Source organism: Psychrobacter sp. CX10 (genome assembly GCF_057621575.2).
In genome coordinates this window covers 836,932-862,505 of record NZ_CM177736.1, presented here as the reverse complement: position 1 = coordinate 862,505, position 25,574 = coordinate 836,932, and the positions used below count along the sequence as shown (strand labels likewise).

Sequence of the window (25,574 nt, the reverse complement as noted above, 5' to 3'; positions counted from 1 at the left end):
GTACCCAATTATATAAAAAGCATTAAAAAACTAATCTACAAAAATTAGTGCTAAACGAATACTATTATAGTCTATTTGCTCATCTAAATATTCATGGATAGGACGCAGTTTAATTCTATATTTTGTGAATGGTTGTGAATCATTAGTATCCGTACCTGAATCTGAAGATTCACTAAAGTCATTAGGATCACCCGCTGCGATGATGGCCTCAACCGCCTTACTAACTTTATCAATGATGGTGTCATCGGGTCGTAGATGCTCAAAGTTAAGACTCGGGTCTTGATATTTTAATTTGGTCACATGATTCATGATTGTAGACTGTGCAAGGCCTCGAGATTGGGCAACCTCTGCTATGCTCAAACTTTCATCTAATAACAGTTTGGTTGCCATGAGCGTGCTGTCTGACTGATCGCTTAACTGATTACTTAGTTTGTCTTTTTGAGACTGCTTAATAGCATTTTTTCTTTTGCGTTTGTTTAGTTGAGCATCGTAAGCATCAATATTAGCTTTATTTAAAGATCCCCCAGATATTAAAACAAATCTATCTTGAGCTTCTTGTAACTCCTCTTCATCGATCTCTTCATACTGTGACTCAGCTTCAGATGATAAGGTTTTGAACCGTGAGTCCGCACCACGTGCTAGGGGATCGAGTCGTAAGCTTAAATCATTCATCCCTAATAACTTTAAACCTTCTAAGGATTTGAGACGCGACAAAGCCACGTAGCCTTGCCCCAGCTCAAAGGTCTTTGACAGATCAATCTCGGCGGCATCGAGTGTCATACCTTGAGACTTATGAATAGTGATGGCCCAAGCTAAGGAGAGCGGGATTTGGGTATAGCTTGCCAGCACATCACCGTTCTCGTCTTCGATAACCCACTCTTCGCCTTCTGCGATTACTTTACGTCCCGTGTTTAATTTTACAACCGGATAGCGATCGGTAGATATACTAAGGGCATCATCGTCTTCAATGGTATTCGTATCTAGTGACTCATCGGTTATATCATCTTGCTCTACTTGTTCAGCATCTGTTTCAATGACTTTGATATCCTGACTCTTTTTAGAACTTTCTTTATTCTCCTCATCATCAGTATCCTCTTTTGCTGACTTTGATTTTTTGATGGTGGTAAATCCTACGAGCTCTCCCATCGAACCATTAGAGACACCCAGCTCGTTATTATTTTTTATAAACATAACTTTTGCACCAATCTTAAGCGTCAACTCATCATTGGTACGTACAGATTTCTTTAAGGTTTCAACCAGCTTATTATCCCCATGTGCTATTGCATTATAAGTGACGCTCTCTGCGGTTAATAATGCAAGCTCTCCTTCGTTAATTTTATTCACATTAACATTATGGGTATATAGTCTTGTTCGATTGGTATCTACTTGTTGATAAAACGTATTTTGCAATGCTTCAATAGCCTCAGCCGAAACTCCGTCTTCACCTCTAATTTGATTTAAAATCTGATTCAGGGTGATGACTTCTTTGTCTTTATCTTTGCTATCTTTGTTTGTATTCTGTCTGTGTTGTTCACTTAAATAGCAAATTTTAAATTGCGCGTTTAACCATGCATCCGACATAAATGCGAACTTATCTCGGTTACTCTCCCCTCGGCTGCCTACTGGAGGCAACTGAAAAAAATCTCCTGCAACAACAACTTGAATACCTCCAAATGGCAAATCATTACTGCGCATATGCTTGAGGACTTGATCGACCAAATTAAGCTGCTTGGCGTGTAGCATTGATATCTCATCAATGATTAATACCGCCGTATCTTTAATACGGTCTTTTAATATTTTCTTACGTGCTAAGTTAGCAAGATCTCTATCACTAAGTTCATCTTTGATGCCGATACCAGACCAGCTATGAATCGTAATACCATTCATATGAGTTGCAGCAATACCTGTACTTGCCGTTGTGGCTACTGCAACTCGCCTTGCTCGCAGGTAATGAATGTATTGATTTAACGTATAAGTTTTACCGGAGCCTGCAGAACCTGTCAAAAATACGTTTTTACCCGTTTTTAAAATGTCCAAAGCGGTTTTTTGTTTCATGTGGTAGATATCTTTATAAGAATGTTAAAAATTGGAATGTTTAAAAGTTGGAATGTTAGAAAACTGAATGTGAACCTTAAATAGATATAACAAAGCCACAACGTTATGTGTGGCTTATGAAAGCTCTACTTATAAAGCATTGATATTAAATTATGCCGTAATAAGAAAGTTAAGACTACTGACTTATTAAGACTACTGACTTATTAAGACTACTGACTTATAAGACATCATGGCAGTAGCTTTTTAAAAGACATAAAACAAGTCTTACCCTCATTATCAATACACCAATGCATCTCGTTTTGATGCGGCTGATAGTCGACATAGGCCATCATGGATGTGTTGGTTTGATCGACTTGAACCCCTGAACAATCCACTTCATTATTATCATAAAGGGTATTGATAGCGATAATAGGCAGTCCATCGCCTGTATACTGATAGATATATTGTCCATATGTCCATTCAGCACCACTGGTCGTCAAAACAACGTTATCAGCCCCAAAGTTATAGCGCTCATAGCATGTATTATCAGCTTTTATGCGACTCGCTTCACTATTTTGAACATTATTGATAGTGCCATTTTGCGTTATAGGACTTTGTTTTAATGGAATGATACTATTCTCTAAATTCTGACTTTGAGAGTCCCTACCATTTGATCTATAAGCCTCAATATTATTAACTCCAAAGTCGTTAATATAAGAATTAGCATGGTCTGTATCCGAATCCGGTATCATTATCTCAATTGATGTGGTATGAGCGGTATCTTCTGCGTAAGACTTTGATTCTGAAGACTCTGATTCTGAAGACTCTGATTCTGATAGCAATTGAGCTTCGATAGCACTCGACTCTATAATGCCTAAAATAAGCGCTTTAAGCTCAGGATCTATAGCGTTGGCGCTGTTACTAATAGAACTATCTCTATTCTCAAGTTCATTAAACTTAGCTAGCTGCGACAACTGTTCGCTCAAAGACGACGGTTCTTCTAACTCTAACTCCCAAGTTCCCGCAATTTCAGGCAGGGTGTGTGTGGTTATAACGGCCTCTTCTACCATACCGTTAGTACCTGAAAAAGAAGATAAAATTGATGCCAATGTCACAGGTAGTAATGAAAATGAATCCATATTAAAACCATATCGATTTGTATATTTATAACTCAGAGTAAGCAATTTGAGTCATCGAAGCAAGACCAATAACGTAACTGTTGCATAAGTGATAAAATAGGATAAACAATTTGCACTGCGCTGCTATCGGCTGGTTCTTTTTAGCAGCCACAATAGTTTTCGTTCTGCTGCTTGCCTAAAGGTGACCTGTTCTTTAGGGGCATTTTTGATTAGACTATCAAATACTTTAGGCTCAATCTTAAGTTTACCGCCGTGCGCTAACAATACTTGCTTAGGCTTCAATGATTTGATTTTACGCAGTGACGCATTATACAAATCTGGAATGTATACAGGTAAAGGCGCGACAAATTTATGGTGTAATTTAATAATTAAATCAGCCGTATAAACCAGCCCTGATTCAGCATGATAAAGCGATAAATCTCTATCTGTATGTCCAGGCGTTTCTATAACCTTCCAATCCTCAAATCCGGGTACTTTATCGCCATCACAAACCGTTATATCAGGTGTTAAATAGCGCGGATACCATAAATACTTTAAAGGCTTTCCTTTGCGATTAGCAACGAAATAAGTCAACCCAATATCTATGGCGTGCGCGGATCGTCCTTGTATTCCTTTATACCACTGCGTGGTTTTGTTTGCCGTCACTATCTGACAGCCAGTTTTTCTCTTAAAGGATAGTGCCCCGCCAGCGTGGTCTGGATGCATATGGGTGACAAACACAACCTTTAGGTCAGTTACAGGCCTATTTAAAGTTTTAGTAATATAATTAAGGACGATATAAACATCTGATCGGCAACAGCCATCTAATAACAGCAGTTTAGTGTCATATACAGCAAGGTAGATGGACTGAATATGTCCTTCAAGCTCGACTACTTCTTGTAATCTCATTCAAATTCCCTTTTTATATTTATGTCTTGATATTTTAAAGCTGTTTTAATTCCTTAATTATCAGCGGTTGATCATTAAGGTTATTCATTAAAGTTAATCTTTAAACTTAATCTTTAAAAATTAGGCAGCAACTTCTATTGCTGTTAAACGCTATTATTAAATTAGATTAGGATTATATCGCAATAAACACTATTTAAGTTTTAAAAGTGCATACTCAGGTTTTAAATTCAATTGTTTAAATTTATTCAGATGAATATTTAAAATGACCTTAATAATGCTAGTATTTAAAAAATGTTATTCAGGGCATATGCCTAATTGGAACTTTTACAATTTATGGGCATATAAACGGCTATATTTACACCAAATAGTGTTTTATTTTTGATAGATATTTAAATAGCAGCGGCAAAATCATCCTAGTTTGACAAAGATAACTCTCATTTTTATCCTTATAATCCAATAAGGGACACGCCCAAGCTACAAATATCAGTAATTAAGTATGTCTATATAAGCAATGAAACAGATACGATTTTAAACTTTTTTTAAAGTGATAGACTAGGTACAATTGCATGCAACTATTTACCTATAATTTTTATTATATTTCATCAATAAACATATCAACTATATTATTACCGTATGAATCAAATATTATTTACCTACTAATTAATTTTTATAAAACCCAAAGCGAGTAATTCTTCAATGTCTGAGTCTTTTAACCTTATTACGTTAATCACCGAAGCCAGCTTATTAGTACAAATTGTAATGGGCATATTATTATTGGCTTCCATTGTATGCTGGGTTTTAATCTTTAGATTAAGTGCAAGATTAGGAATGGCTAAGCGTCAGGACCAGCAATTTGAAAGTTGGTTTTGGTCAGGTGAAGATTTGGCTAAGCTATATCAAGGCATTCAAAATTCTCCTGAAAAGCCAGGCTTGGCTAATATTTTTTATGTGGGCTTTTCAGAGTTTTTAAGAATGAATAAAAAACGCCAACCCAAAGATCATATTATAGATGGGGTTGAGCGTAAACTTCGTGTCGGGTTAGGACGCCAGCAGCAGTCATTAGAATCTGGATTATCCATATTGGCAAGTATTGGTTCTGTCTCACCATATATTGGACTCTTTGGTACGGTATGGGGCATTATGAACGCCTTTTTAGGCTTATCTATGACCGATCAAGTGAGTTTATCAGCTGTGGCACCCGGTATTGCCGAAGCTCTTATTGCGACAGCCATGGGTTTATTTGCTGCCATTCCTGCGGTATTGTCATACAACCATTTTACATCAAAAGCGGCGCGACTTTATGATAGCCGTGCCCTATTCTGTGATGAGATGACGGGTATGTTACAGCGTGAAACTCTTGAGACTGTACAGACTAACACTCGTCAAGATGAGCCAGATCATAACGATGTCAGTATTACCTCTACTCTTGATCGCTCATCGTTACTTTAAAGGAGCAAGCCTATGAAACCTAGCCCCTTTTCAAGACGACAAGCGGAACTTAACTCAAACATGAATGTTGTTCCTTATATCGATGTCATGCTTGTACTACTGGTTATATTTATGGTGACAGCTCCAATGTTGACAACGGGTGTTAATGTTGACTTACCTAAAGCCGAAACCAAAAACGTAGGGACAGGTACGCAAATGCCTGTCATCGTATCCCTATTGTCAAATGGTGAGGTTTATATGAGTTATGAAAATGACATCGACTTACCTGTTAGTCAGACGGAGTTGATTGATACTTTAGTTCGCTTACAGCAACAAGAAGGCGGAAGTGAGCTTAAGGTCATGATCAATGCTGATCAAAACAATCAATACGGTATGATAATGCAGCTTATGGCCGATTTGCAGCAGGCAGGTGTTGAAAAGGTAGGATTACTAACAGGTAAGCCCATACCCACTACTCAAGATATACAAAATTAGCTGATAAATTTGTAACTATTCAATAAACTTATTTCATTTATTTTAAGATAGTAGAGATAATAAACGTGTTAAAACGCGCACCAACGGTATATGTTCCTGTCGAACCTGATGAAAATGGGGTTACCATTCCTGCCATTTTAAGCCTTATTGTGCATGGTGCTATATTAGCTTTTATCGTACTGTCACACCGCATTCCCAAAATTGATGTTCAACCTCCGATTGAAACCAGTATTGTAAGCCCTGATCAATTGGCCGCTATGCAAGCAGATATTGCTTCAAATAGAGAGGCTAAAGGTGCCCAGTTCGATAGCGAGACTCAAGAAACAAACTCGCTTGATGTCAATAATCCAACTACCGAAAGCCCATCTGTTCAAAATCAGCCAACCAAAGACACAGTTTCAGATAAAATAAAACGTTCTATTTCGATATTTAGTCGCTCTGATGAGTCACCAGATGAATTGGATGAGGTTAAAGAAATACCCGATATAGACGATACAGAGGTAACAGAGACGGTAGAACATATACGTAAACACAATTATAAGACGCGAGAAGAATACCGTAAAAGAATTGAAGAGCGACTTAAAAGCTCAGATTATGTGCCGAGTCCTATCCATCCAACTACATCAACTAAATCATCCTCCTCGACTCAATCAACAATAGTCGATAATCCTTTTTCAAAAACAACCGATACTAACAACACGCCGCCAGATTTTGATCTTGGTGATGGTGGCAATCCTTTAAACAATCAAGAAACAGGTTCTACGTCAGCTGGTCCTCCAAATCCTGTGCCAGTTGGCGCTTCAAACTCTTCAGATAGAGATAAGGAAACTATCCGTAGAGAACTGAAAAACCTTATCAAAATTCATTGGACGCTGCCCGAAGGTAAAGTAGGCAAAAAAGTTATTGTAACAATTCGTGTGAATGACGAAGGTAAGCTGATATCGAAGTCAGTTGACACCAATGACCAAAAATTAAAAGAATCATTAGAGGCAGCAATTGATGATTCAGTCCCGCTTACCCCACTTGCAGACACTAAATTGCGTAAAATCAAATTAAATTTTGTTGTCGAGTAATAAGTGCTTGATTCATAAGCTTATATGGATATCACATTAGGTTTTTTTAAAGATTTATAATTTTAAGTTATCTTAATAGCTCCATACGTTGTTGTAAACCTAGCTAAGGTCTAATACGCTTAGGGCATTATCGGCGGTTTACGCCTAGTTTGGTACACAGCTTGGAAAAATTTTAGCTATCAGCAGTTTTAATTAAGCAATTCTAGACAGCCCTTATATAAAGTTAAAACACCCAATTATTTTAGGATAAAAAATAATGAAAAATAACCCACCTCGTCTCGTCCCATCGATAACGTTATCAACGATGATTGTTAGCTCATTGTTTGTGTCAACAAATATGCTACTGGCTGTTTCTACTGCTCATGCCGAAGACGATTATGACCTTGAGGTAACTATTTCAAAAAAAGGACAAGCTATTCAATCCCAAGTTACCTTCGTGCCCTTTGCTGGTGATAATCAACTATCAAATGCGATATTAGATAATCTTGAAACCACTTCACTCAAAATAAATACCAATCAATTAATAGGTAGACCGCACTCTAGTAGCGAATTATCTGAATCATTACCTGCATGGCAACAACTTGGCATCCCTTATTTGGTTATAGGTAAAACAAGTAGAGACAGAGGCAATACGGTAGCTGAGTTTGAAGTCATTGACGTTATAACCGGTCGTATTCTTGAAAATAAACAGACTATACGTGGAAAAAATATTGGTCAAACTGCTAATAAGGCTGCAGCACGTATTTATGAGTTAATTACGGGTAAAAAATCAGATTTAAACGCACGCATCGTATATGTTAAAGAAACTGGCGCAGGTAGCAATAAGGTATCCTCTTTAGTCATTACTGATGCCAAATTTGAAAACCCTCAGACCATTACTCAAGTTAGAGATGCCAGTATCTTCAAACCTGCTGTTTCACCTAATGGTCGTTACATTGCTTATTCAGTACAATTAAAAAATGATTATGCCAACTTATACCAATACGATTTACAAACTCGTCAGATTTCAAAGCTCGTTAATTTAAAAGGCAGTAACCTTAGCCCTTCTTACTCGCCTGATAGTAGTTACATTTTATTCCAAAGTACTGTAGATGGTGATGCTGATATTTACCGTGTAAGTAGTATGGGAGGGATACCTGAACGTATAATACCAATGCCATATGATCAAGTACAGCCTAGCTATGCGCCAGATGGTCGTAGCTTTGTGTTTGCCTCTGATCATGAAAGTCCGAATCGTCCAAGTATTTATCGGTATTCGTTTTCAGGTGCGCCTACTCGAATTAGTAGAAATGGGTTGGCCACAGCGCCAAGCTACAGTCCAGATGGTTCAAAAATTGGGTATTTAAATGGCCGTAATGCTGCGGTTATGAGTAATTCAGGCAATACTATATCCAACTTTGGGCGTACAGGTATTGATGAATCGCCAAGTTTCTCACCTTCAAGTGAGCGTGTGGTTTATTCTCAAGGTCGTAATAACAGTTTAATTGTCATACGCTCACTTGACGGGGGCAAAACTATCTCTAAACAAGTGGATGGGGTTGTTCGTTCACCTACTTGGATACCGACATCTGAATAACTCATCGCTATAAAGGTTCAGTAATAGAATAGTTAAGGCATGAATCATTGCATTGATAAGAGACGACTTAATCTAATTTTATAAAAACTTAAATAATTAAGACCGAAACTATGGCTGAATTTAGATATGTGACTTTAAGAGGTTCAAAAAGCTATTTGATAAAACCTTCTGTATTAGTACAGAGTATATTATTAGGGACAAGCCTTATGAATATATCGGGGTGCAGTACATTTTATAATGTCGAACACCCTATTCCTGTACTGGCTCACACTGAGGTCATAAATACAAATCATTCTTAAATAGCAAAGAAATTCAGTCACTATGAATATTATTCATGATTCTTAACATTTAAGTAATAATATTCATCTTTAAATTTAACCGCAATTCTTTTTAAACATTATTCTATTTAACCGCTATTCTTTTTAAACCTAGTTATGTTTAATCAAAGGCGGCTGTGTGTGTAAAATTTTCGCAAGATGCTTACCAAACAATCTGGCCGTTTCAATATCCCCTTCACATGGTGTTACCTCTGGTGCAGCATCTGCCGACTGGGTCATTAATCCCGAAAAGCTTGAAAGTCGGTTAATGTCTGTTTCTGTGTGACCGGTCGGCATGATAGGAAATCCAGCCCAATTCATACCATGTTGCATACTAAATAAACACAGTTGTTGCAATACCGCTAACTTATCACCGCTCAAACCACCAGAATTAGCGAAGCCTGCCGCCCATTTTCCTTGCCACATACGGTGATACCAACGTTTGGAACTACTGTCCATAAATGTTTTAAACTCTGCAGTAATACTGCCCATATACACGGCACTTCCAAAGATGATCATCTGAGCGTCATCCGCATATTCCCAATCCATGTCATCTGTATCAATACACTTGACTTCAATTTCAGCTTCATCATAAGCTGTCACCGCCATAGCAATCGCTTGTGCAACTCGGCGCGTGTGCCCATAATTACTGTGGTAAATAATAGCGATTTTAAGCGAATTAACGTCATCAGGTTTGATTTGACGGTTTTTTTTTGAGTTAAGGTCTGCGGTCATGGACGATATATCCTAACTTTGGGTGAACATATACTGAATAAGCTTAATAAAAAGCTGAACTTATTTTTAAAAACTTTAATTTAATTTTAGTTCAATTTTTCTAGGGCGCTTATTTAACCTAAGATTAATGTGGATTGCAAATTTTAACCACTACTTCAAATAGCCCACTCTTGATTTAAACGCACAATAATCATCGCCATTCTACCAGTAGACGTCTGCTGATGATGAGTCATTCTTCGATAGGAATAGTATTTTAAATTAGAATAGCTACAGGCATAAGCTGCATTGCTGTTATTCAAATCGTGCTTGCTGTCTTTATAATCATTCTTTATATCGTTAATAGAGAAATTCAGAACACTTGGGTCATCACAACCATTTGAGTTATTAATCGGATTAGATTTATGCTTAATAACCTCTATTCCTAATGCTTCTAATTGCAATTGTGCAAGTTTGGGCAGATTTATCCATGCTTTATTAGGGTTTTGATGAGGTTTAACAATGTGCTGTTTTATAGTCGAAGTATCGAGTTGCGAAGCTAAGCCTAGTTTCAAGTCTAGTTGAGCACAGCCACTCAGTATCTTATCCACTACTTCTGTAGAAACTTCATAGCATGATTGACTAATGCAAGCTCCTATCCAGGCGTGTATGGGTTGATGAGAATACTTAGAGGATTTTTCAAGATCATTATGGGTATCGGCTGGTAGTTTATTGAAGGTATTATAGGTTGATTTTATAATGCCGCTGGCTAGACCTTGCCAGCCTGCATGGATTGCCGCTACCTGATTACTATTTGGGTTAAACAATACTATCGGCACGCAGTCGGCAGTCATAATAGCCAAAGCTTTATGAGCATAAGCTGTGAGCTGCGCGTCTGCATTGGGTGCATTCAGTGATAAACTTTGGGTTTGAAAATCTTTTTTTGGCGGTAAGTTTTTTAAATTTTGGGGATTATTCTCATGATTAGTTTTGTTTTGAATACAGCACTTAATAACCCCTGTATCTATATTGTAGACTTCATTGCTATGCGTCTGATTTAACCAATATATGCTTTCGATGTTTTGATTAGTTGTTTTGCCAGTATTACCAGCCGTATTTAGATCTTGATTGGCTGTTTCAGCGTTGTTTTTATACTTAATTTTTAAATATTTATTTAAGGCGACCAAAAGATAGGCTCTATTTGCCAACACTGTTGTCGGGTCATCATTGACGTGTAGCCCTAAATTAAATTTACCAAAACTTGTATCCGTATTAGTAGTGTCAGAGACATTTAAACTGTCTAATAACATCCCTGCATTCGTTTGCACCACTAACACATCCTTTGTATGTGCAATGACCTCAAAACACTTTAAGTCTATTAATTGATTTAAGCTGTGTACGGATGGCAGGTCATCTTGGATGTCATATGTACTCAAATTGGACTGGGTACTCTCTTTTTTAGATGTCATGAGTCCTACCCCTTTATTCTTAACCAATGCACCAGTTTTGGTAGTTGAGCATAAGTTGTTTTGCTTAAGTTTTTGAGCATAAGTTTTTGAGCATAAGTTATTTAGCTTCAATTTTTCAGCATCTGATATTAAGCTAATGTTAGCGAACGTATAACAACACTCATAGATCATATGATTTTTATATGACGATAGAACCATTAATGAAACGCTACTTGCACAAATTGTTGACTAGCTAATTGCATTACTACTCGCTTAAAACGGCACACAATTTTACAATGTCATCAGGAAGCGGTGCGGTAAGCTCTATAGTGTCACCCGTATTCGGATGATTAAAGCCAAGTTTGTACGCATGTAAGGCTTGGCGTGGAAAGTTTTGAATGGCGGCCCGCTGCTCTTTGGTTATACCTGCTCTAAGCTGCTGACGGTTACCATACACATCATCGCCTATAATAGGGTGACCAATGTGGCTTAAATGCACCCGTATTTGATGCGTACGCCCCGTTTCTAATTGCACATCCAATAACGAATAACTTTCGCCTAATGCCGTAATATTAATAATATGAGTGACGGCTGATTTTCCCGTACTGGTTACACTCATCTTTGTACGCTGGACACGGTGTCTCCCTATTGGTGCATCTATAACACGCTGGCGCGTCAAACTTGCTTCATCCCCTGCGACGACGCATTGATAGTGGCGGTAAACGCTTTTATCTTTGAGCTGATCTTGTAAGTTTAGCTGCGCCGCTTTGGTCTTGCCAATCACTAATAATCCGGACGTATTTTTATCAATACGGTGCACAAGCCCAGCTCTAGGCAAATGCGATTGATTAGGATAATGATATAACAACCCATTGACCAATGTTCCTGACCAGTTACCAGCACCTGGATGTACAACCATACCGACAGGCTTATTGATAACAATCACACTATCATCTTCATAAATAATGTCTAAGGGTATGTTCTCTGGCTGATCGTTACCATGCTGTACTAATACGGCGTTTAAGGACAATTTATCAAAAGCTTTAACCCGGTGTTTGGATTTAACACCCAACCCATTAACCAATAGATCTGCGTTTTTAATCCATTCTTGCAGCTGCGCTCTAGAATGCGTATCAAAAATATCCGCTGATAGCTTATCGACTCGTTGACCTGCCTCTTCAATGGTCACTGTGTGTACAGCTGTAATGTGTGTTTCATCACCATTATTCGATTCGTTATCAGTCTGGCTTAATTCATCATCAGTAAAACCCTCATCACTTAAGCCCTCGTCAATTGTATCTTCATCAATTGAGTCTTCATTGCTTAAGCCCTGATCATTTGAGCTGATATTAGTACTTAAACGGCTTGAAACTACATCACTACCATCCTTACGCTCTGTGGCATTTTTGTCAAACAGGGTATGTGTTGGTGGTTGAATATCGGACGCTGAACGGGATGTTGAAGACATAGGTTTGAACCATTTAATATTGAAATAATCGCTTAGCTTAATCCGCTAAGTGTATCATGTTTAAGAGAAAATGAGGCCGTGAGATGCATGAACGATTTAAATAGCGTTTTGAATAGCTTTGTTTTAAAGTTCTGTTTTATAGATTAGTTTTAGAAGCATAGTTTTTATACATGAGTTTCTATAGATGAGTTTCTATAGATGAGATTTTTAAAAAGATCAGCTTTAGTACCTTAAGAAGAAGAACTTAACTTTTCTCTTCACTACGAATTAGAATCCTATACCACATGATAACCATGACGTGCTAAACTAGAGCCATTCAAATTACCTTATCCTTTGACTATCATATTCTGCGGAGATATTCATGCAGCGTGCTTCAACTCTTAATACTACCACTGAATCTACTACTAAATCATCCTCTATGACTAAACTGACTTTAGCAGTCCTCACTGCGAGTATGCTTGGCCTAACGGGATGCCAAACGTTTAAAAACCTCATTGGAGATGAAGAAAATGCGGTGGCTTCTGCTGATAGATCTGCTGAGAGATATTATCAAGATGCTATTGAATCAATCGAAAAGCAGAACTATGGCAATGCCGCTGAGCAACTAAACGAGCTACGTACTTTTTATCCTACTGGCCCTTATGCAGAGCAAGCATTACTTGATTTAATGTATGCTCAATTTCAGAATAATGAGTTTGAATTGGCAGCAACCAGTGCTGAGCAGTTTATAAAACTTTATCCTCGCAATATTCAAGTCGATTATGCTTATTATGTGCGTGGTGTGTCCAACATGCATGCAAGTAGCAACACCTTTTTTAACGTCGCGCGACAAAATCCTGCTCACCGTGATACTTCATATATGCGTTTAGCATTTAGTAATTTTCAGGATTTAATTACCCGCTATCCTGAGAGTAAGTACGCGCCCGATGCCGCTCAGCGTATGACCTATATTTATAATCAACTGGCGGAGAATGAACTACACGTTGCGCGCTGGTATATTAAGCGTGAAGCTTATGTGGCCGCAGCCAACCGTGCAAGATGGGTATTTCAATACTTCCCATTGAGTGAGCAAACGCCTGAAGCAATCGCCATTTTAGCCTATAGTAATGACCAACTTGGTTTGGATGATCTTGCACAACAATACAAAACCTTATTGCAAATTAACTATCCTGAATGGTTGACCCGTAAGGGTAAAGTTAAGCTGGATACCAATATTAAGAGCAGTATACTCAATAAAATAAGTTTTGGTACACTTGGACGTTCTGATAATCGTGATGAAGATGCTGCATCAGTTTCCAGCGAATATACAGGCGATACCAAACAGCAAGTTATTCGCCGTGCGGCGCAATTACAATTGCCTGAGCAAGCTACAACGCAATCTGACTTACCTGCGATACCAGCTCAGCGCCGTGGCGTCAGTGTAGGACTTGGGCTACCTGAAGAAGCAGAAACTGTACCGCAGCCGCAACCGGCTCAGCGCCTTAGTAGCCCATCGGACATGTATCCTGATAATTCAAATACGCAGCCTGTATCAAAAGACGCTCCCAAATAGCTTTTATTTGAGCTATGAATAAAGAGCCACTTTACCTATATAAAGTGGCTTATTCTTTTAATGATATGAATTTAGGGCGTGTCCCTATTTGCAAATTAAATAAGTTAGGGTCTAAAAATAGCTATATTTTTGCCAAACTGAGTCTAATTCCTAGCTAATATGCCTATATTATCTTCGAATTTATTTATGTTTGATAATAATCTATTTCATTTTTAGCCGCATAATCCCAATAGTGACACGTCCTAATAAAATAAATTACAATAACCTTTTGTTTATCTTTCTAAAATTGCCCTGCGAACTAAGCCAATTCCATGAGTATTCCAAATCATATTCTTGATCAGCTCAATAGCCAAGCCGACTTAGTTGGAATTATTGGTAAGCACACAACGCTCAAAAAAGCAGGTCGTGAGTTTAAAGGCAATTGCCCCTTTCATGGTGAAAAAACGCCCTCATTTTATGTCAATCCGCAAAAGAACGTGTACAATTGCTTTGGTTGCGGTGTTGGCGGTAATGCCATTAGTTTTTTAAAAGATTATGAAAATCATACGTTCATGGAGGCGGTGCGCGAATTGTCGCGCCAGACAGGTATTGAGATACCAAAGGAAGACAATCGTAAAGTACAGTATAAAAGACAAGTAAAGCAGCCTACGTCCACGCAGCATAAAACATCGCAACCTTACAACCATACAAGCAATCAGCAAACAAACAATCACCAAACAAACAATCAGCAAACTTATAGTCAGCAATCAAACGGTCAGCAATCAAACGGTCATCAATCAAACGGTCATCAACCAAGCAATTCACAATCAAATCATACGCAAAGAATGCCCGAAGCTAGACACTTAGCTTCAACTCAACATACCCCTTCCAACAATGTATACAACAACGTGGATAACAATGTAGATAACAATGTAGACCACCACACCAAATCACCTGTAGTCCAAACTACGACAGGTCACTCACCGAGTATTCAACATCCTGCTGACGGAAAATCATTTTCGTCATCGGCAATAGATGGTACACCGCCTGCGAGTTCTAATTATGAAGACTTAGACTATGCTGATACGATGGATGTAGGTGACTATTATTATGGTTCGCCACCTGAATGGGTGGATGGTAGTAATGGTTCATTTGACGGATCAAACGACACTGCATTTGTGACGTCCCAAACACCCGAATCGCAAGATGGAAATTTGTACGATTTACTGACGAGTATATGTGAGTTTTATCAAAACTGTCTACGCAACAACGCTCATGCACTGTCATATTTCAAAGAGCGCGATTTAACCAATAGCACGATAGAAGAATTTAAATTGGGTTACGCGCCTGCAGGCTGGCAACATTTAGAACACGCCTTTCCTCAAGATATAGAAGGTCTTAAGGCTTTAGGATTGGTACGTCAGTCCGAGAAAGGACGCGATTATGACTTATTACGTGATCGAGTTATTTTTCCAATTAGAGATAATCAAGGCAGAATAATTGGCTTTGCAGGTCGGGCGTTAGACAACGATGTCAAACCCAAGTACATAAACTCAAGTGACTCTCCTGTGTTCCATAAACAGCATGTTCTATACGGTTATTTTGAGTCACGCCAGCACCGTGCCAATGATTGGGTGGTTGTTGAAGGCTACATGGATGTGATTGCTTTGTATCAAGCAGGCATCTATGGAGCAGTTGCATCTATGGGTACGGCGATCAATGAAAGCCAGATATCGCGTTTGCTACAGCTTAACCCAACCCTGACTTTATGTTTTGATGGTGACAGTGCTGGTCAAAAAGCTGCATGGAGAACCTTAGAGATAGCACTGCCCGTACTCAGTGATGATAAAGAATTACGCTTCTTAACCCTACCTAATGGTCATGACCCAGATACGTATATTACGCAGCATGGCGTTGCAGCTATGCGTGAGCAGATTAAGCGCGCCATGCCTTTGTCCCAATATATATTCGCTTATTTAAGCGAGCGCTATGATTTGAGCATGGCTGAAGGTAAAGCAAAACTGATGTCTCAAGTACGCCAATTGACCAATAACCTACCTAAAGGCTCAAGCTTTAAATATCTTTTAAATAACGATATTTATCAAAAGCTTGGTGGTCGTAAAGGTCAAAAGAGCACTGCTCATGACGTTTTATTAGATTTTAATAGTGATATGACGGTCAGTCGTCAGCTCGAGCTGTGTTTGCTATTCTCACCTGATATTCTAACAGACGATCCGATTCAAAGGCTGTGGCAAGAGACTGGTGTAAGCGCAATTCAAATGCCGCCTAAGCTCAAAAAAGAGATTGACAGAGGTAATATACAAAAACCTGAGCTGCCAAGTTGGCAAGCCTTTGATAATAAGAACTTATTGACCTTAATAGATACGATCATTACTTTATCAACGCATCTGCCCAAAGACACTAATGCGGCTGCACATTATATATTGGCCAATCTTCCTACCCAGCAGCAGCATATTTTGGCAAAGCGTTGGCATCCTTTTTGGTCCAACCTTAATCAGCGTGGCGTTATTGATATTGATGAGTTGGTTGATGATTTACTGGTACAACTGATGCTACAAGCACTCTCTAAACAAATGAGCCAAACCAAAAACATTCTAGTGACCAGTTATTTGAATCGTCAGCGGCAAACGTTAAATGCCTGGCAAAAACGTAGACAAGCAGAACAATCAGCTAAAATAGGTTAAGTCAGAATTAGTTGGCTTAAATAGACTATGTAAAATCAAAGAAACGTAGGCTTAATTAGCGATCAGACCTATCAGCAATTTAGTCGCCATTTAATAACCATTATATAAGCATTTAATAACCCTATAACATTTAGGGCTTTAAATATTGGCACGAATCCCCATAGTATTAGTAATGGTTCAATAGTTAACGCTATTTAGCGCGACTATGTTTGTGACTATTTTGAATAAATATAGCTATAAATAGGACGTAACACGGTGCTGTATTTTATAATATGATATAATTCAGACGCTTGACGACACCTTATTAGCCCTTATTTAATGGCTTTGATTTATGACATATTACACTATCGTCATCCCCTATACGTTCTCATAAATGGTTTAACTTTTTAATGATTTAAATTTTTAATGATCTAATAATTATAAGACGTAACTTAATAAGCACACGCACCTTTAAACCCACATCTTCTAATGCAAGCGAGATATTATGACCGATAAGGCAGCCTCTCAATCTACCTCACAACTAGCCACCCTTATCCAGATGGGTAAAGAGCAAGGCTACTTGACCTATGCTGAGGTTAATGACCAACTTCCCGCCTCTATTACTGAAAGCGACCAAATTGAAGACATCGTCCAAATGTTGACTGACGTCGGTATCAAAATTTTTGAAACTGCGCCTGATGCTGATGATATTTTGATGAATGATGAGTCTGGCGATGATGAAATGGCCACTGATGAAGCCGCTGCTGTTCTCGCCGCTGTTGAAACAGAGCCAGGTCGTACGACTGATCCTGTGCGTATGTATATGCGTGAAATGGGTACGGTCGATTTATTGACGCGTGAAGGCGAGATTGTTATCGCTAAGCGTATTGAAGAAGGTATACGTGACGTTCAGCATGCGATGGCGTATTGGCCTGGTACTGTACAGTTTATTTTAAACGAATACGACTTAATTGAAGCTGGCGAGAAGAAGCTTTCTGACGTTATCACAGGATTCTTAGATCCTGATGAGCCAGAAGCTGCTAAAGAAGAGGAAGAAAAAGTTCCTGTTATTGCGTCTAAGTCTAAGGCAAAAGATATCGATGATGATGACATCGACGACGATGGCCAAGAAGATGAAGAGACAGATGACGATGCTGAAGAAGAAGTCGGCGGTTTAGATCCTGAGATTGTTCGCCTGCGTATTGATGAAATTCGAGAGCTGTTTAAAACTGCAAAACAAGCTTTAGAAGATTATGGCCGTGGTAGTCCGCAAGCTGAAGAGGCGTATGCACAGCTCGCTGAACGCTTTATGTTATTAAAGCTCAACAACCGTGTATCGGAAAATGTATTGGCCATTATGCACGACGTATATGACGATGTTCGCAAGCAAGAACGTCAAATCATGCGTTTGGTCATTCGCCGCGGTAAGATGCCACGTAGTGAATTTCGTAAGACTTTCCCAAGCAACGAAACCAACGTTGATTGGTTGTCAGATCGATTAAAAGGTGAGCCTAAGTTTGCTGAAAGCCTTGCTAAGGTTGTTGACGATGTGGTTGTCTTACAGCGCCGTATTCGAGACCACGAAAACAAGCTCGATATGCAAATCTCTGAGATGAAAGACGTTGCGCGCCGTATGGCAATTGGTGAAGCCAAAGCACGCCGTGCTAAAAAAGAGATGGTAGAGGCCAACTTACGTCTGGTAATTTCAATTGCTAAGAAATATACCAACCGTGGTTTACAGTTCCTTGACTTGATTCAAGAAGGTAACATTGGTTTGATGAAAGCGGTAGACAAATTTGAATATCGCCGTGGTTATAAATTCTCAACCTATGCGACGTGGTGGATTCGTCAGGCAATTACCCGCTCTATTGCGGATCAGGCGCGTACCATTCGTATCCCAGTCCACATGATTGAAACGATTAACAAAATAAACCGTGTCTCTCGTCAGTTACTTCAAGAAATGGGACGTGAACCTACTCCAGAGGAATTAGGCGAACGTTTAGAGATGGACGAAGTCAAAGTGCGTAAAGTACTGAAGATTGCCAAAGAGCCGATTTCGATGGAAACACCTATTGGTGATGATGAAGATTCGCACTTAGGCGACTTTATCGAAGATCAGACGATTTCTAGTCCTGTTGAAGATGCGACATCTGCTGGCCTACAAGAAGCCACTCGCGACGTACTTGGCAACTTAACTGAACGCGAAGCGAAGGTGCTGCGTATGCGTTTTGGTATCGATATGCCAACCGATCACACGTTAGAGGAAGTAGGCAAACAGTTTGACGTGACGCGTGAGCGTATTCGTCAGATTGAGGCCAAAGCACTGCGCAAACTACGTCACCCTTCTCGCTCTGAACATTTACGTTCATTCCTTGAGAACGACTAATAAGAGCGCAACTATTTAGTTAACCATAATTAGTTACCGATAGTTCTACATATATATGTTCAATAGACCCTAAAGAAGTTAAGCCTATGCTTAGCTTCTTTTTTATTGGTTTTATTATTGTCTGTAATGAGCCACCCCTATACTTTACTTCTATAAAAAAACCCCCATATAGGGGGTATGCAGAAAGAATGACACGAATAAGTGGAGCGACATCTATGTCAAATAAAAACCTAAATTTAAACGCCAATCAATATTTAACCCTTAAAACAAACCCAAATGCTAAAAAAACAGACATCCAAAACTTGCATCTTTGGGAGTTCCCTATGGATTATCCGTTAAGCATTATTGGTCATGAAGGCGAGCACGAAAACCTTAAAAACGAAGTTAAGCTGATACTTGGTACGCAGTTTCCAGATTTTGATACTGAAAGCTTAGTAGTAAAGCAGTCTAGTACAGGCCGATTTACGTCAGTTCGCGCTAAGTTGTATTTTACAGAAGCTGAGCAAGTGAATGCATTATATGCCGCACTTGATAAAGCAAAAACGGTTAGAACAGTAGTTTAAGCACTGTTTTAATCATTATTTATTTTCTTAATAGCGATTATAAACATTCTAATAATTAAACCGTTACTAACACCCATACCAAGACACTGAAATCGAAACAGAAAAGAGCAGTTTTATACTGCTCTTTTTTATGTCTATCTATTTATGCCTATAGTCAAAGTAATCTAAAGTGGTGACAAGCCAACCGAGTGCAAGTACTACTAAAGTAGCTTAAAGAGGTTAACACCGTAACTGTTTAACAGCTCGCTGACTAGATAACTTATATACCCTATTAATCCCCCTACCTTCTATGTACTTTTTTATAAATAATTAAATAATCAAAAAATTATAGAGATTTTATAACCTCAATAATCTAATTCCTCAAAATTTATGTGTGATGACCTTACGTTCACAAAACGCAATAAAAAAAATTTAAACCTAAAAAAGATTTGAATTTTTTCTTGACATATTACGTAAACGTTACAGATTCAGCGGTTCAAGAATGACAACTAAAAGTGGTATTTTTTATTACCTTGCTTTTGCAGGTATTGAACCTCAATTTTGCGATTTGTCAATATGGTAAGAATACTTTTTTTCCTTTATATTGTGTCTATAACTTAAAAGCCACCCTATATATAGTGTTTGTAGTATTCTAAAATAATACAAGCAACTTATTTTATTTATATACTTACTAGCGTTTAATGTAGGTTTACCAGCTTTTATCAATGTTGAAAAATTGCACAGAATACGATTCATGCTCGTTATAAAAACGACATTAAATCAAAAGACAAACCCTACACTGACCAACGCTTTTTACATTCACTGGAGATCGTAATGACACATATTGACAACATCAAGGTTATGAAACGTGACGGACGCTTAGAACCGATCGATTTGGATAAAATCCATAAGGTAATTGAGTGGGCTGCCAATGATCTTGATGATGTGTCAGTGTCACAAGTTGAGCTTAAATCTCACATTCAGTTTTATGACGGTATTAAAACCAAAGATATTCATGAAACCATCATCAAAGCGGCCGCCGATTTGATCAGTGAAGACACGCCAGATTACCAATATCTTGCTGCACGTTTAGCGATTTTCCATTTACGTAAAATTGCCTACAACCAGTTTGAGCCGCCGCATCTTTATGATCACGTCAGCAAATTAACTGAAGCGGGCAAATACGACGAGCATATCCTACAAGATTACTCCAAAGAAGAGTTCGATGAATTAAATGACTACATCGACCATTGGCGTGATATGAACCTTGCTTATGCTGCGGCTGAACAGATGGCAGGCAAATATCTAGTACAAGACCGAGTAACGAAAACCGTTTATGAGAGCCCGCAGTTCTTATATATCTTAGTCGGTATGTGTCTGTTTGCAGGTTATGACAAGCAGTATGGCAAAGCAGAGCGTTTAAATTACGTGAAGCGCTTTTATGATGCTGCCTCACAGTTTAAGATATCATTACCTACCCCCATCATGGCGGGCGTACGCACCCCTTCGCGTCAGTTTAGCTCATGCGTGCTTATTGAATGCGGCGACAGCTTAGACTCTATCAATGCCACTACCAGCGCTATTGTGCGTTATGTGTCACAGCGTGCTGGCATCGGTATCAATGCGGGTAATATTCGAGCGCTTGGTAGTCCTATTCGAGGTGGCGAAGCACAGCATACCGGCTGCATTCCGTTTTACAAATTGTTCCAAACCGCAGTCAAGTGCTGCTCGCAGGGCGGAGTACGTGGCGGTGCGGCGACTTTATTCTACCCACTATGGCATTTAGAAGTAGAATCCTTATTGGTGCTTAAGAACAACCGCGGGGTTGAAGACAATCGTGTGCGTCAAATGGACTACGGCGTGCAAATCAATAAAACGTTATACACCCGTCTTATCAAAGGACAGGACATCGCATTATTTTCGCCTTCTGATGTACCTGGCTTATACGAAGCATTCTTTGCCGACCAAGATGAGTTCGAAGCGCTATATACGAAGTATGAGCAAGACGACAGCATTCGTAAGCGTCACGTGCCAGCAGCAGATCTCTTTAGCCTCATGATGCAAGAGCGTGCCAGTACAGGGCGTATCTATATCCAAAACGTTGACCACTGTAACACCCACAGCCCGTTTGATGCCAGCGTTGCGCCCATCCGCCAGTCCAACTTATGTATGGAAATTGCACTACCCACTAAGCCCCTGGATAATATCAACGACGAAAACGGTGAAATTGCCCTATGTACCCTATCCGCAGTGAACTTGGGTGAAGTTAATAATCTTAAGGACATCGAAGAGCCTGCTGAGCTTATCGTGCGAGCGCTTGACGCCCTACTCGACTATCAAGACTATCCTGTTAAAGCTGCTGAAAACGGCTCAATGCGCCGCCGCACGCTCGGTGTGGGCGTGATCAACTTTGCGTATTACCTTGCTAAAAACGGCACTAAGTACTCGGATGGTTCCGCTCTCGGCTTAACGCACCAAACTTTTGAGGCGTTACAGTACTATTTACTCAAAGCGTCAAATAAGCTTGCACAAGAGCAAGGCGCTTGCCCAGCCTTTAACGAGACCACCTACTCGCAAGGCAAACTGCCCATCGACACCTACAAAAAGGATCTTGATGAAGTCTGCAATGAGCCGCTACAGCTTGATTGGGAAACCTTACGTTCTGAGATTACCGAGCATGGCTTACGTAACTCGACCCTTACGGCGCTTATGCCATCTGAGACTTCAAGTCAGATTGCCAACGCTACCAACGGCATCGAGCCGCCACGTGGATTGGTCTCGGTTAAAGCTTCAAAAGACGGCATCTTAAAGCAGGTTGTGCCTGACATCTTAACCCTACGCAACCAGTATGAATTGCTATGGCAGATGCCTAATAATGACGGCTACCTCAAGCTGGTAGCAATTATGCAGAAGTTTATTGACCAAAGTATCTCTGCCAACACCAATTATGACCCCAGCCGTTATGAGGGTCAGCGTGTGCCTATGAAAGTGCTACTCAAGGACTTATTGACCGCCTATAAGCTCGGCGTCAAAACCCTGTATTATCACAACACCCGTGACGGTGCGAACGATGCCCAAGCCGATATGGATGATGGTTGTGAAGGCGGGGCTTGTAAGCTTTAAGCGAACAAGATGAGCCTCAGCATCTAAGCTCTTTAATAATTGAGAAATATGCGAGGCATGGGCAGTCTATCTTTAATGGCTATGTCCGTGCCTCGTCCCTCGGCGAAGAGCAGAGTCATGCTAATCCTATAATTTTTCTGACGTCCATATATCTCAGTATAAGAGTATTTATCTATGACTCCTAATTCAATAAAAGATAAATTGTATTACTGTACCGTTATGATTGAAACAGCCCAAAGTACAGGTACAGCATTTTTTATTTCTATGACAATCGCTAATCTGAGTAGGGTTTACCTTGTAACTAATAAGCATGTAGTTAAAGATAAAACAGAATGTTGTATTAGATTTCACAAGTCTGAATCTATAAGCCCTGATAAAAAAGTAGGCGATTTTATTTATCATTTTACAGATAATGAATGGGTAACTGGCTGGAAATTTAATGATGATGACGAGGTTGATTTAGCAGTTATAAATTTAACGGAAATCATGGCTGATCTATATAATCGCAAAGAATATATCTTCTACCGTCATTTACCTATAGATGTGATTGCTACTAAAGAAAAAGCCAGAGAAGTCCCTGCAATGGAACGAATTTTTTTTGTAGGCTATCCCTGTGCAATTTGAGATAATGTTAACAACTTACCTATTGCAAGGAGTGGATTCTTAGCAACTCCTTTATACTCGGATTTTGAGGGGAAAGAAGCTTTCTTATTCGATGCTACAGTATTCGAGGGATCAAGTGGTAGTCCAATTTTTATAATAAATGAAAGTCATGAGGTTTATTATGACACAACTGGCAATGTCAATTTCAATTCCAACGAAAGTATTATTTTAGCTGGAGTTAATGTTCAGTCATATACTAGAGTTGATGATAAACAATATTTAGATATTGGATACGCTTGGAAAGCTCATAAAATCCTAGAAATTATTGAGCAGAATAAATTATAGAATCTGGGCTGGATGGATGTTACAACGTACAACTTGATAAATATAATTTGTTAGAAGTCATTATCGATACCTACTTACAAAAAAGCCGATTGCGTATGGACTGCTAGTGATGATAAGTGTAGACCCAAAACAAATGCCTAGCTTTTACAAATCGTTAAAATGCGTTCCATACATTTATTAGGCATCAAAATTAAATTAGTCGTAGCAAGCGTAGCGTGGGTGCAACGAAGTGAAACCCACTGATTAAGTAATGATCACGTCTCCAAACAGTTCAATAAGTCAGTAATTAAAATAGTAAGTTCGATTTGGGAGAATAGCTAGCTCGTCGTGGGTTATCACGCACTCTACCATACATCCAACGAATGCTCAGTTGACTAAATAATACCTCCCGAAATAAAAGCCAAATCATAACCTAAAATATTCTGTGGGTTGGGCGGAGGTACTACACTCAACAAATAACATTGCCTTTAAGCATCTTTAGTACTCTGGATTTAGTCAACTGTTTGATTGTTGAATCCAATAAAGTCAGCCATTAAGGATTATATAGTTTATTAAATGAAGTAATTCACTTAATGAACTACAAGAATGAAATCATCATGATATTTAATAAAACTATAACCTTTAAAAGATTTAAGGTTTCAGTGCTCAATAAGCATAATTTGTTATGAATATCGATGAAAGTAGTATATTTTTAAACTATACTCAATATTAAAGAAGTTAATGTTTATAAAGCATACTCAATTAAAAATATACTAAAAGGACTGAAGATGAGTAAAACTAAATTAACATTTAGAAAAGAAGGTAATAGAAGATTAGGCAAACAAACGAGCACCACCTCATTAAGTACTTCTTTTCCTTTCAATAAGTCACTAACAACACTAACGAACAAGCTACTCAAGTTATCTGTCCTTCCAATACTTCTAGGTCTATCCACCCCTAGTATCGCAGAGCTTATTATTGAAGAAAGCAATCCATCTATACCTACAGCTGATTCAAGCGATCAATGTGGCTACTATCACCGTCAAGTTATAAATTACCCTATGATTACTGCCAATGCGGCAGTCACTGATAATCCAAAAAAAAAGGATGAAATCAAAGAAATACAGAAAATCGTAGAGCAATATATTATGAATGCAGACATAACTACCTTCCCGTCAAATGAGGACCTGCATGATTATATGGCTCAAGGTGGCGAGGAAAAGGTTAGAGAAGTCCTTCAACTCAGTAACGGATTGACTCAGAGCGACGCTAGTGATGATTTAATATATTTATTCAATTCTTATTATTTTGGAGAATATGTTCCTAAAAATGATTATAAAGCTGTTCGATATCTTAGCAAGTATAATGAGTTGTATCAGCAGATCTCTCCAGATCAGGTTGAGGCACTCGTGATAGGTACGATATATAACATGGGCTATTATGGAGAGGTAATAGATAACGAAAACAACCCAACTTGGTCGAATGATATTATGGAGGCTCCTTTTAAAATCTTAATAGAAGCTGGATTAATTGATGCTGAAACGATGCAGTTGACAGACGACTTCGATACTGCCGATCCTAAATGTATTGAGTATTCACTACCAAAGCTCATTGTACTTGCCAATGAAGACAGTCGCCTTGCTATACACTTCCTTTCAGACAAAGCTGACGATCTAATTAGATATGCGCCAGACGTATTTACTGAAACTGATAAACGCTATTGGCAACAAAAAGCAGAGAAATTACCGGTTAAAAGTATCAACTGGCGACCTTAAAAGCTTTGATATGACTTTATAAATCATAA

At 38.8% G+C, this 25,574-nt stretch carries 17 protein-coding genes; 11 read left to right on the top strand and 6 right to left on the bottom strand.

What is annotated here, in order from left to right:
- Window positions 1–30: 30 nt before the first annotated feature.
- From AC21OH_RS03435 to AC21OH_RS03425, 3 genes are all read right to left on the bottom strand, one after another.
- Window positions 31–2,055, bottom strand: coding sequence for an AAA family ATPase (locus AC21OH_RS03435; protein WP_487370987.1), 2,025 nt, complete (start codon window positions 2,053–2,055; stop codon window positions 31–33).
- 227 nt (window positions 2,056–2,282) lie between these two features.
- Entirely contained in the window at window positions 2,283–3,173 is an 891-nt protein-coding gene (locus AC21OH_RS03430; RefSeq protein WP_487370986.1) for a hypothetical protein, read from the bottom strand.
- 123 nt (window positions 3,174–3,296) lie between these two features.
- The gene (locus tag AC21OH_RS03425; RefSeq protein WP_486535275.1) at window positions 3,297–4,061 is read right to left on the bottom strand and encodes an MBL fold metallo-hydrolase; all 765 of its coding nucleotides are present in this window, start codon (window positions 4,059–4,061) and stop codon (window positions 3,297–3,299) included.
- A gap of 696 nt (window positions 4,062–4,757) precedes the next feature.
- On the opposite strand from AC21OH_RS03425, the gene tolQ reads away from it, so the two are divergent.
- The 4 genes from tolQ (at window position 4,758) to AC21OH_RS03405 (ending at window position 8,633) form a co-directional block, all read left to right on the top strand.
- A complete protein-coding gene (gene tolQ, locus AC21OH_RS03420; protein ID WP_487370985.1) occupies window positions 4,758–5,510 on the top strand; it encodes a protein TolQ in 753 nt (250 codons plus the stop codon).
- A 12-nt stretch (window positions 5,511–5,522) separates the two neighbouring features.
- Entirely contained in the window at window positions 5,523–5,984 is a 462-nt protein-coding gene (tolR, locus tag AC21OH_RS03415) for a protein TolR (protein ID WP_486535277.1), read from the top strand.
- A gap of 65 nt (window positions 5,985–6,049) precedes the next feature.
- Window positions 6,050–7,057 carry a TonB C-terminal domain-containing protein gene (locus AC21OH_RS03410; protein WP_487370984.1) on the top strand — a complete coding sequence of 336 codons (1,008 nt, stop codon included), beginning with the start codon at window positions 6,050–6,052 and terminating at the stop codon, window positions 7,055–7,057.
- A 256-nt stretch (window positions 7,058–7,313) separates the two neighbouring features.
- Window positions 7,314–8,633: a hypothetical protein gene (locus tag AC21OH_RS03405; protein ID WP_487370983.1), complete on the top strand. Its 1,320-nt coding sequence runs from the start codon at window positions 7,314–7,316 to the stop codon at window positions 8,631–8,633.
- A gap of 428 nt (window positions 8,634–9,061) precedes the next feature.
- On the opposite strand, the gene AC21OH_RS03400 is transcribed toward AC21OH_RS03405, so the two are convergent.
- The 3 genes from AC21OH_RS03400 to AC21OH_RS03390 form a co-directional block, all read right to left on the bottom strand.
- On the bottom strand, window positions 9,062–9,685 hold the full coding sequence (locus AC21OH_RS03400; RefSeq protein ID WP_487370982.1) for a flavodoxin family protein: 624 nt from the start codon (window positions 9,683–9,685) through the stop codon (window positions 9,062–9,064).
- 155 nt (window positions 9,686–9,840) lie between these two features.
- Complete coding sequence (locus tag AC21OH_RS03395) at window positions 9,841–11,130, bottom strand: purine nucleoside phosphorylase YfiH/LACC1 family protein (protein ID WP_487370981.1); 1,290 nt, start codon at window positions 11,128–11,130, stop codon at window positions 9,841–9,843.
- Between the two features lie 244 nt (window positions 11,131–11,374).
- Window positions 11,375–12,577 carry an RluA family pseudouridine synthase gene (locus tag AC21OH_RS03390; protein ID WP_487370980.1) on the bottom strand — a complete coding sequence of 401 codons (1,203 nt, stop codon included), beginning with the start codon at window positions 12,575–12,577 and terminating at the stop codon, window positions 11,375–11,377.
- 361 nt (window positions 12,578–12,938) lie between these two features.
- On the opposite strand from AC21OH_RS03390, the gene AC21OH_RS03385 reads away from it, so the two are divergent.
- The 7 genes from AC21OH_RS03385 (at window position 12,939) to AC21OH_RS03355 (ending at window position 25,545) form a co-directional block, all read left to right on the top strand.
- The gene (locus AC21OH_RS03385) at window positions 12,939–14,129 is read left to right on the top strand and encodes an outer membrane protein assembly factor BamD (RefSeq protein ID WP_487370979.1); all 1,191 of its coding nucleotides are present in this window, start codon (window positions 12,939–12,941) and stop codon (window positions 14,127–14,129) included.
- A 311-nt stretch (window positions 14,130–14,440) separates the two neighbouring features.
- Entirely contained in the window at window positions 14,441–16,813 is a 2,373-nt protein-coding gene (dnaG, locus tag AC21OH_RS03380; RefSeq protein WP_487370978.1) for a DNA primase, read from the top strand.
- A gap of 484 nt (window positions 16,814–17,297) precedes the next feature.
- On the top strand, window positions 17,298–19,178 hold the full coding sequence (rpoD, locus tag AC21OH_RS03375; RefSeq protein ID WP_486535285.1) for an RNA polymerase sigma factor RpoD: 1,881 nt from the start codon (window positions 17,298–17,300) through the stop codon (window positions 19,176–19,178).
- Window positions 19,179–19,393: 215 nt separating this feature from the next.
- The gene (locus tag AC21OH_RS03370) at window positions 19,394–19,741 is read left to right on the top strand and encodes a DUF493 domain-containing protein (RefSeq protein ID WP_487370977.1); all 348 of its coding nucleotides are present in this window, start codon (window positions 19,394–19,396) and stop codon (window positions 19,739–19,741) included.
- Window positions 19,742–20,554: 813 nt separating this feature from the next.
- The gene (gene nrdA, locus AC21OH_RS03365) at window positions 20,555–22,843 is read left to right on the top strand and encodes a class 1a ribonucleoside-diphosphate reductase subunit alpha (protein ID WP_487370976.1); all 2,289 of its coding nucleotides are present in this window, start codon (window positions 20,555–20,557) and stop codon (window positions 22,841–22,843) included.
- Window positions 22,844–23,017: 174 nt separating this feature from the next.
- Entirely contained in the window at window positions 23,018–23,467 is a 450-nt protein-coding gene (locus AC21OH_RS03360; RefSeq protein WP_487370975.1) for a hypothetical protein, read from the top strand.
- Window positions 23,468–24,558: 1,091 nt separating this feature from the next.
- Window positions 24,559–25,545 carry a hypothetical protein gene (locus AC21OH_RS03355; RefSeq protein WP_487370974.1) on the top strand — a complete coding sequence of 329 codons (987 nt, stop codon included), beginning with the start codon at window positions 24,559–24,561 and terminating at the stop codon, window positions 25,543–25,545.
- Window positions 25,546–25,574 lie beyond the last annotated feature (29 nt).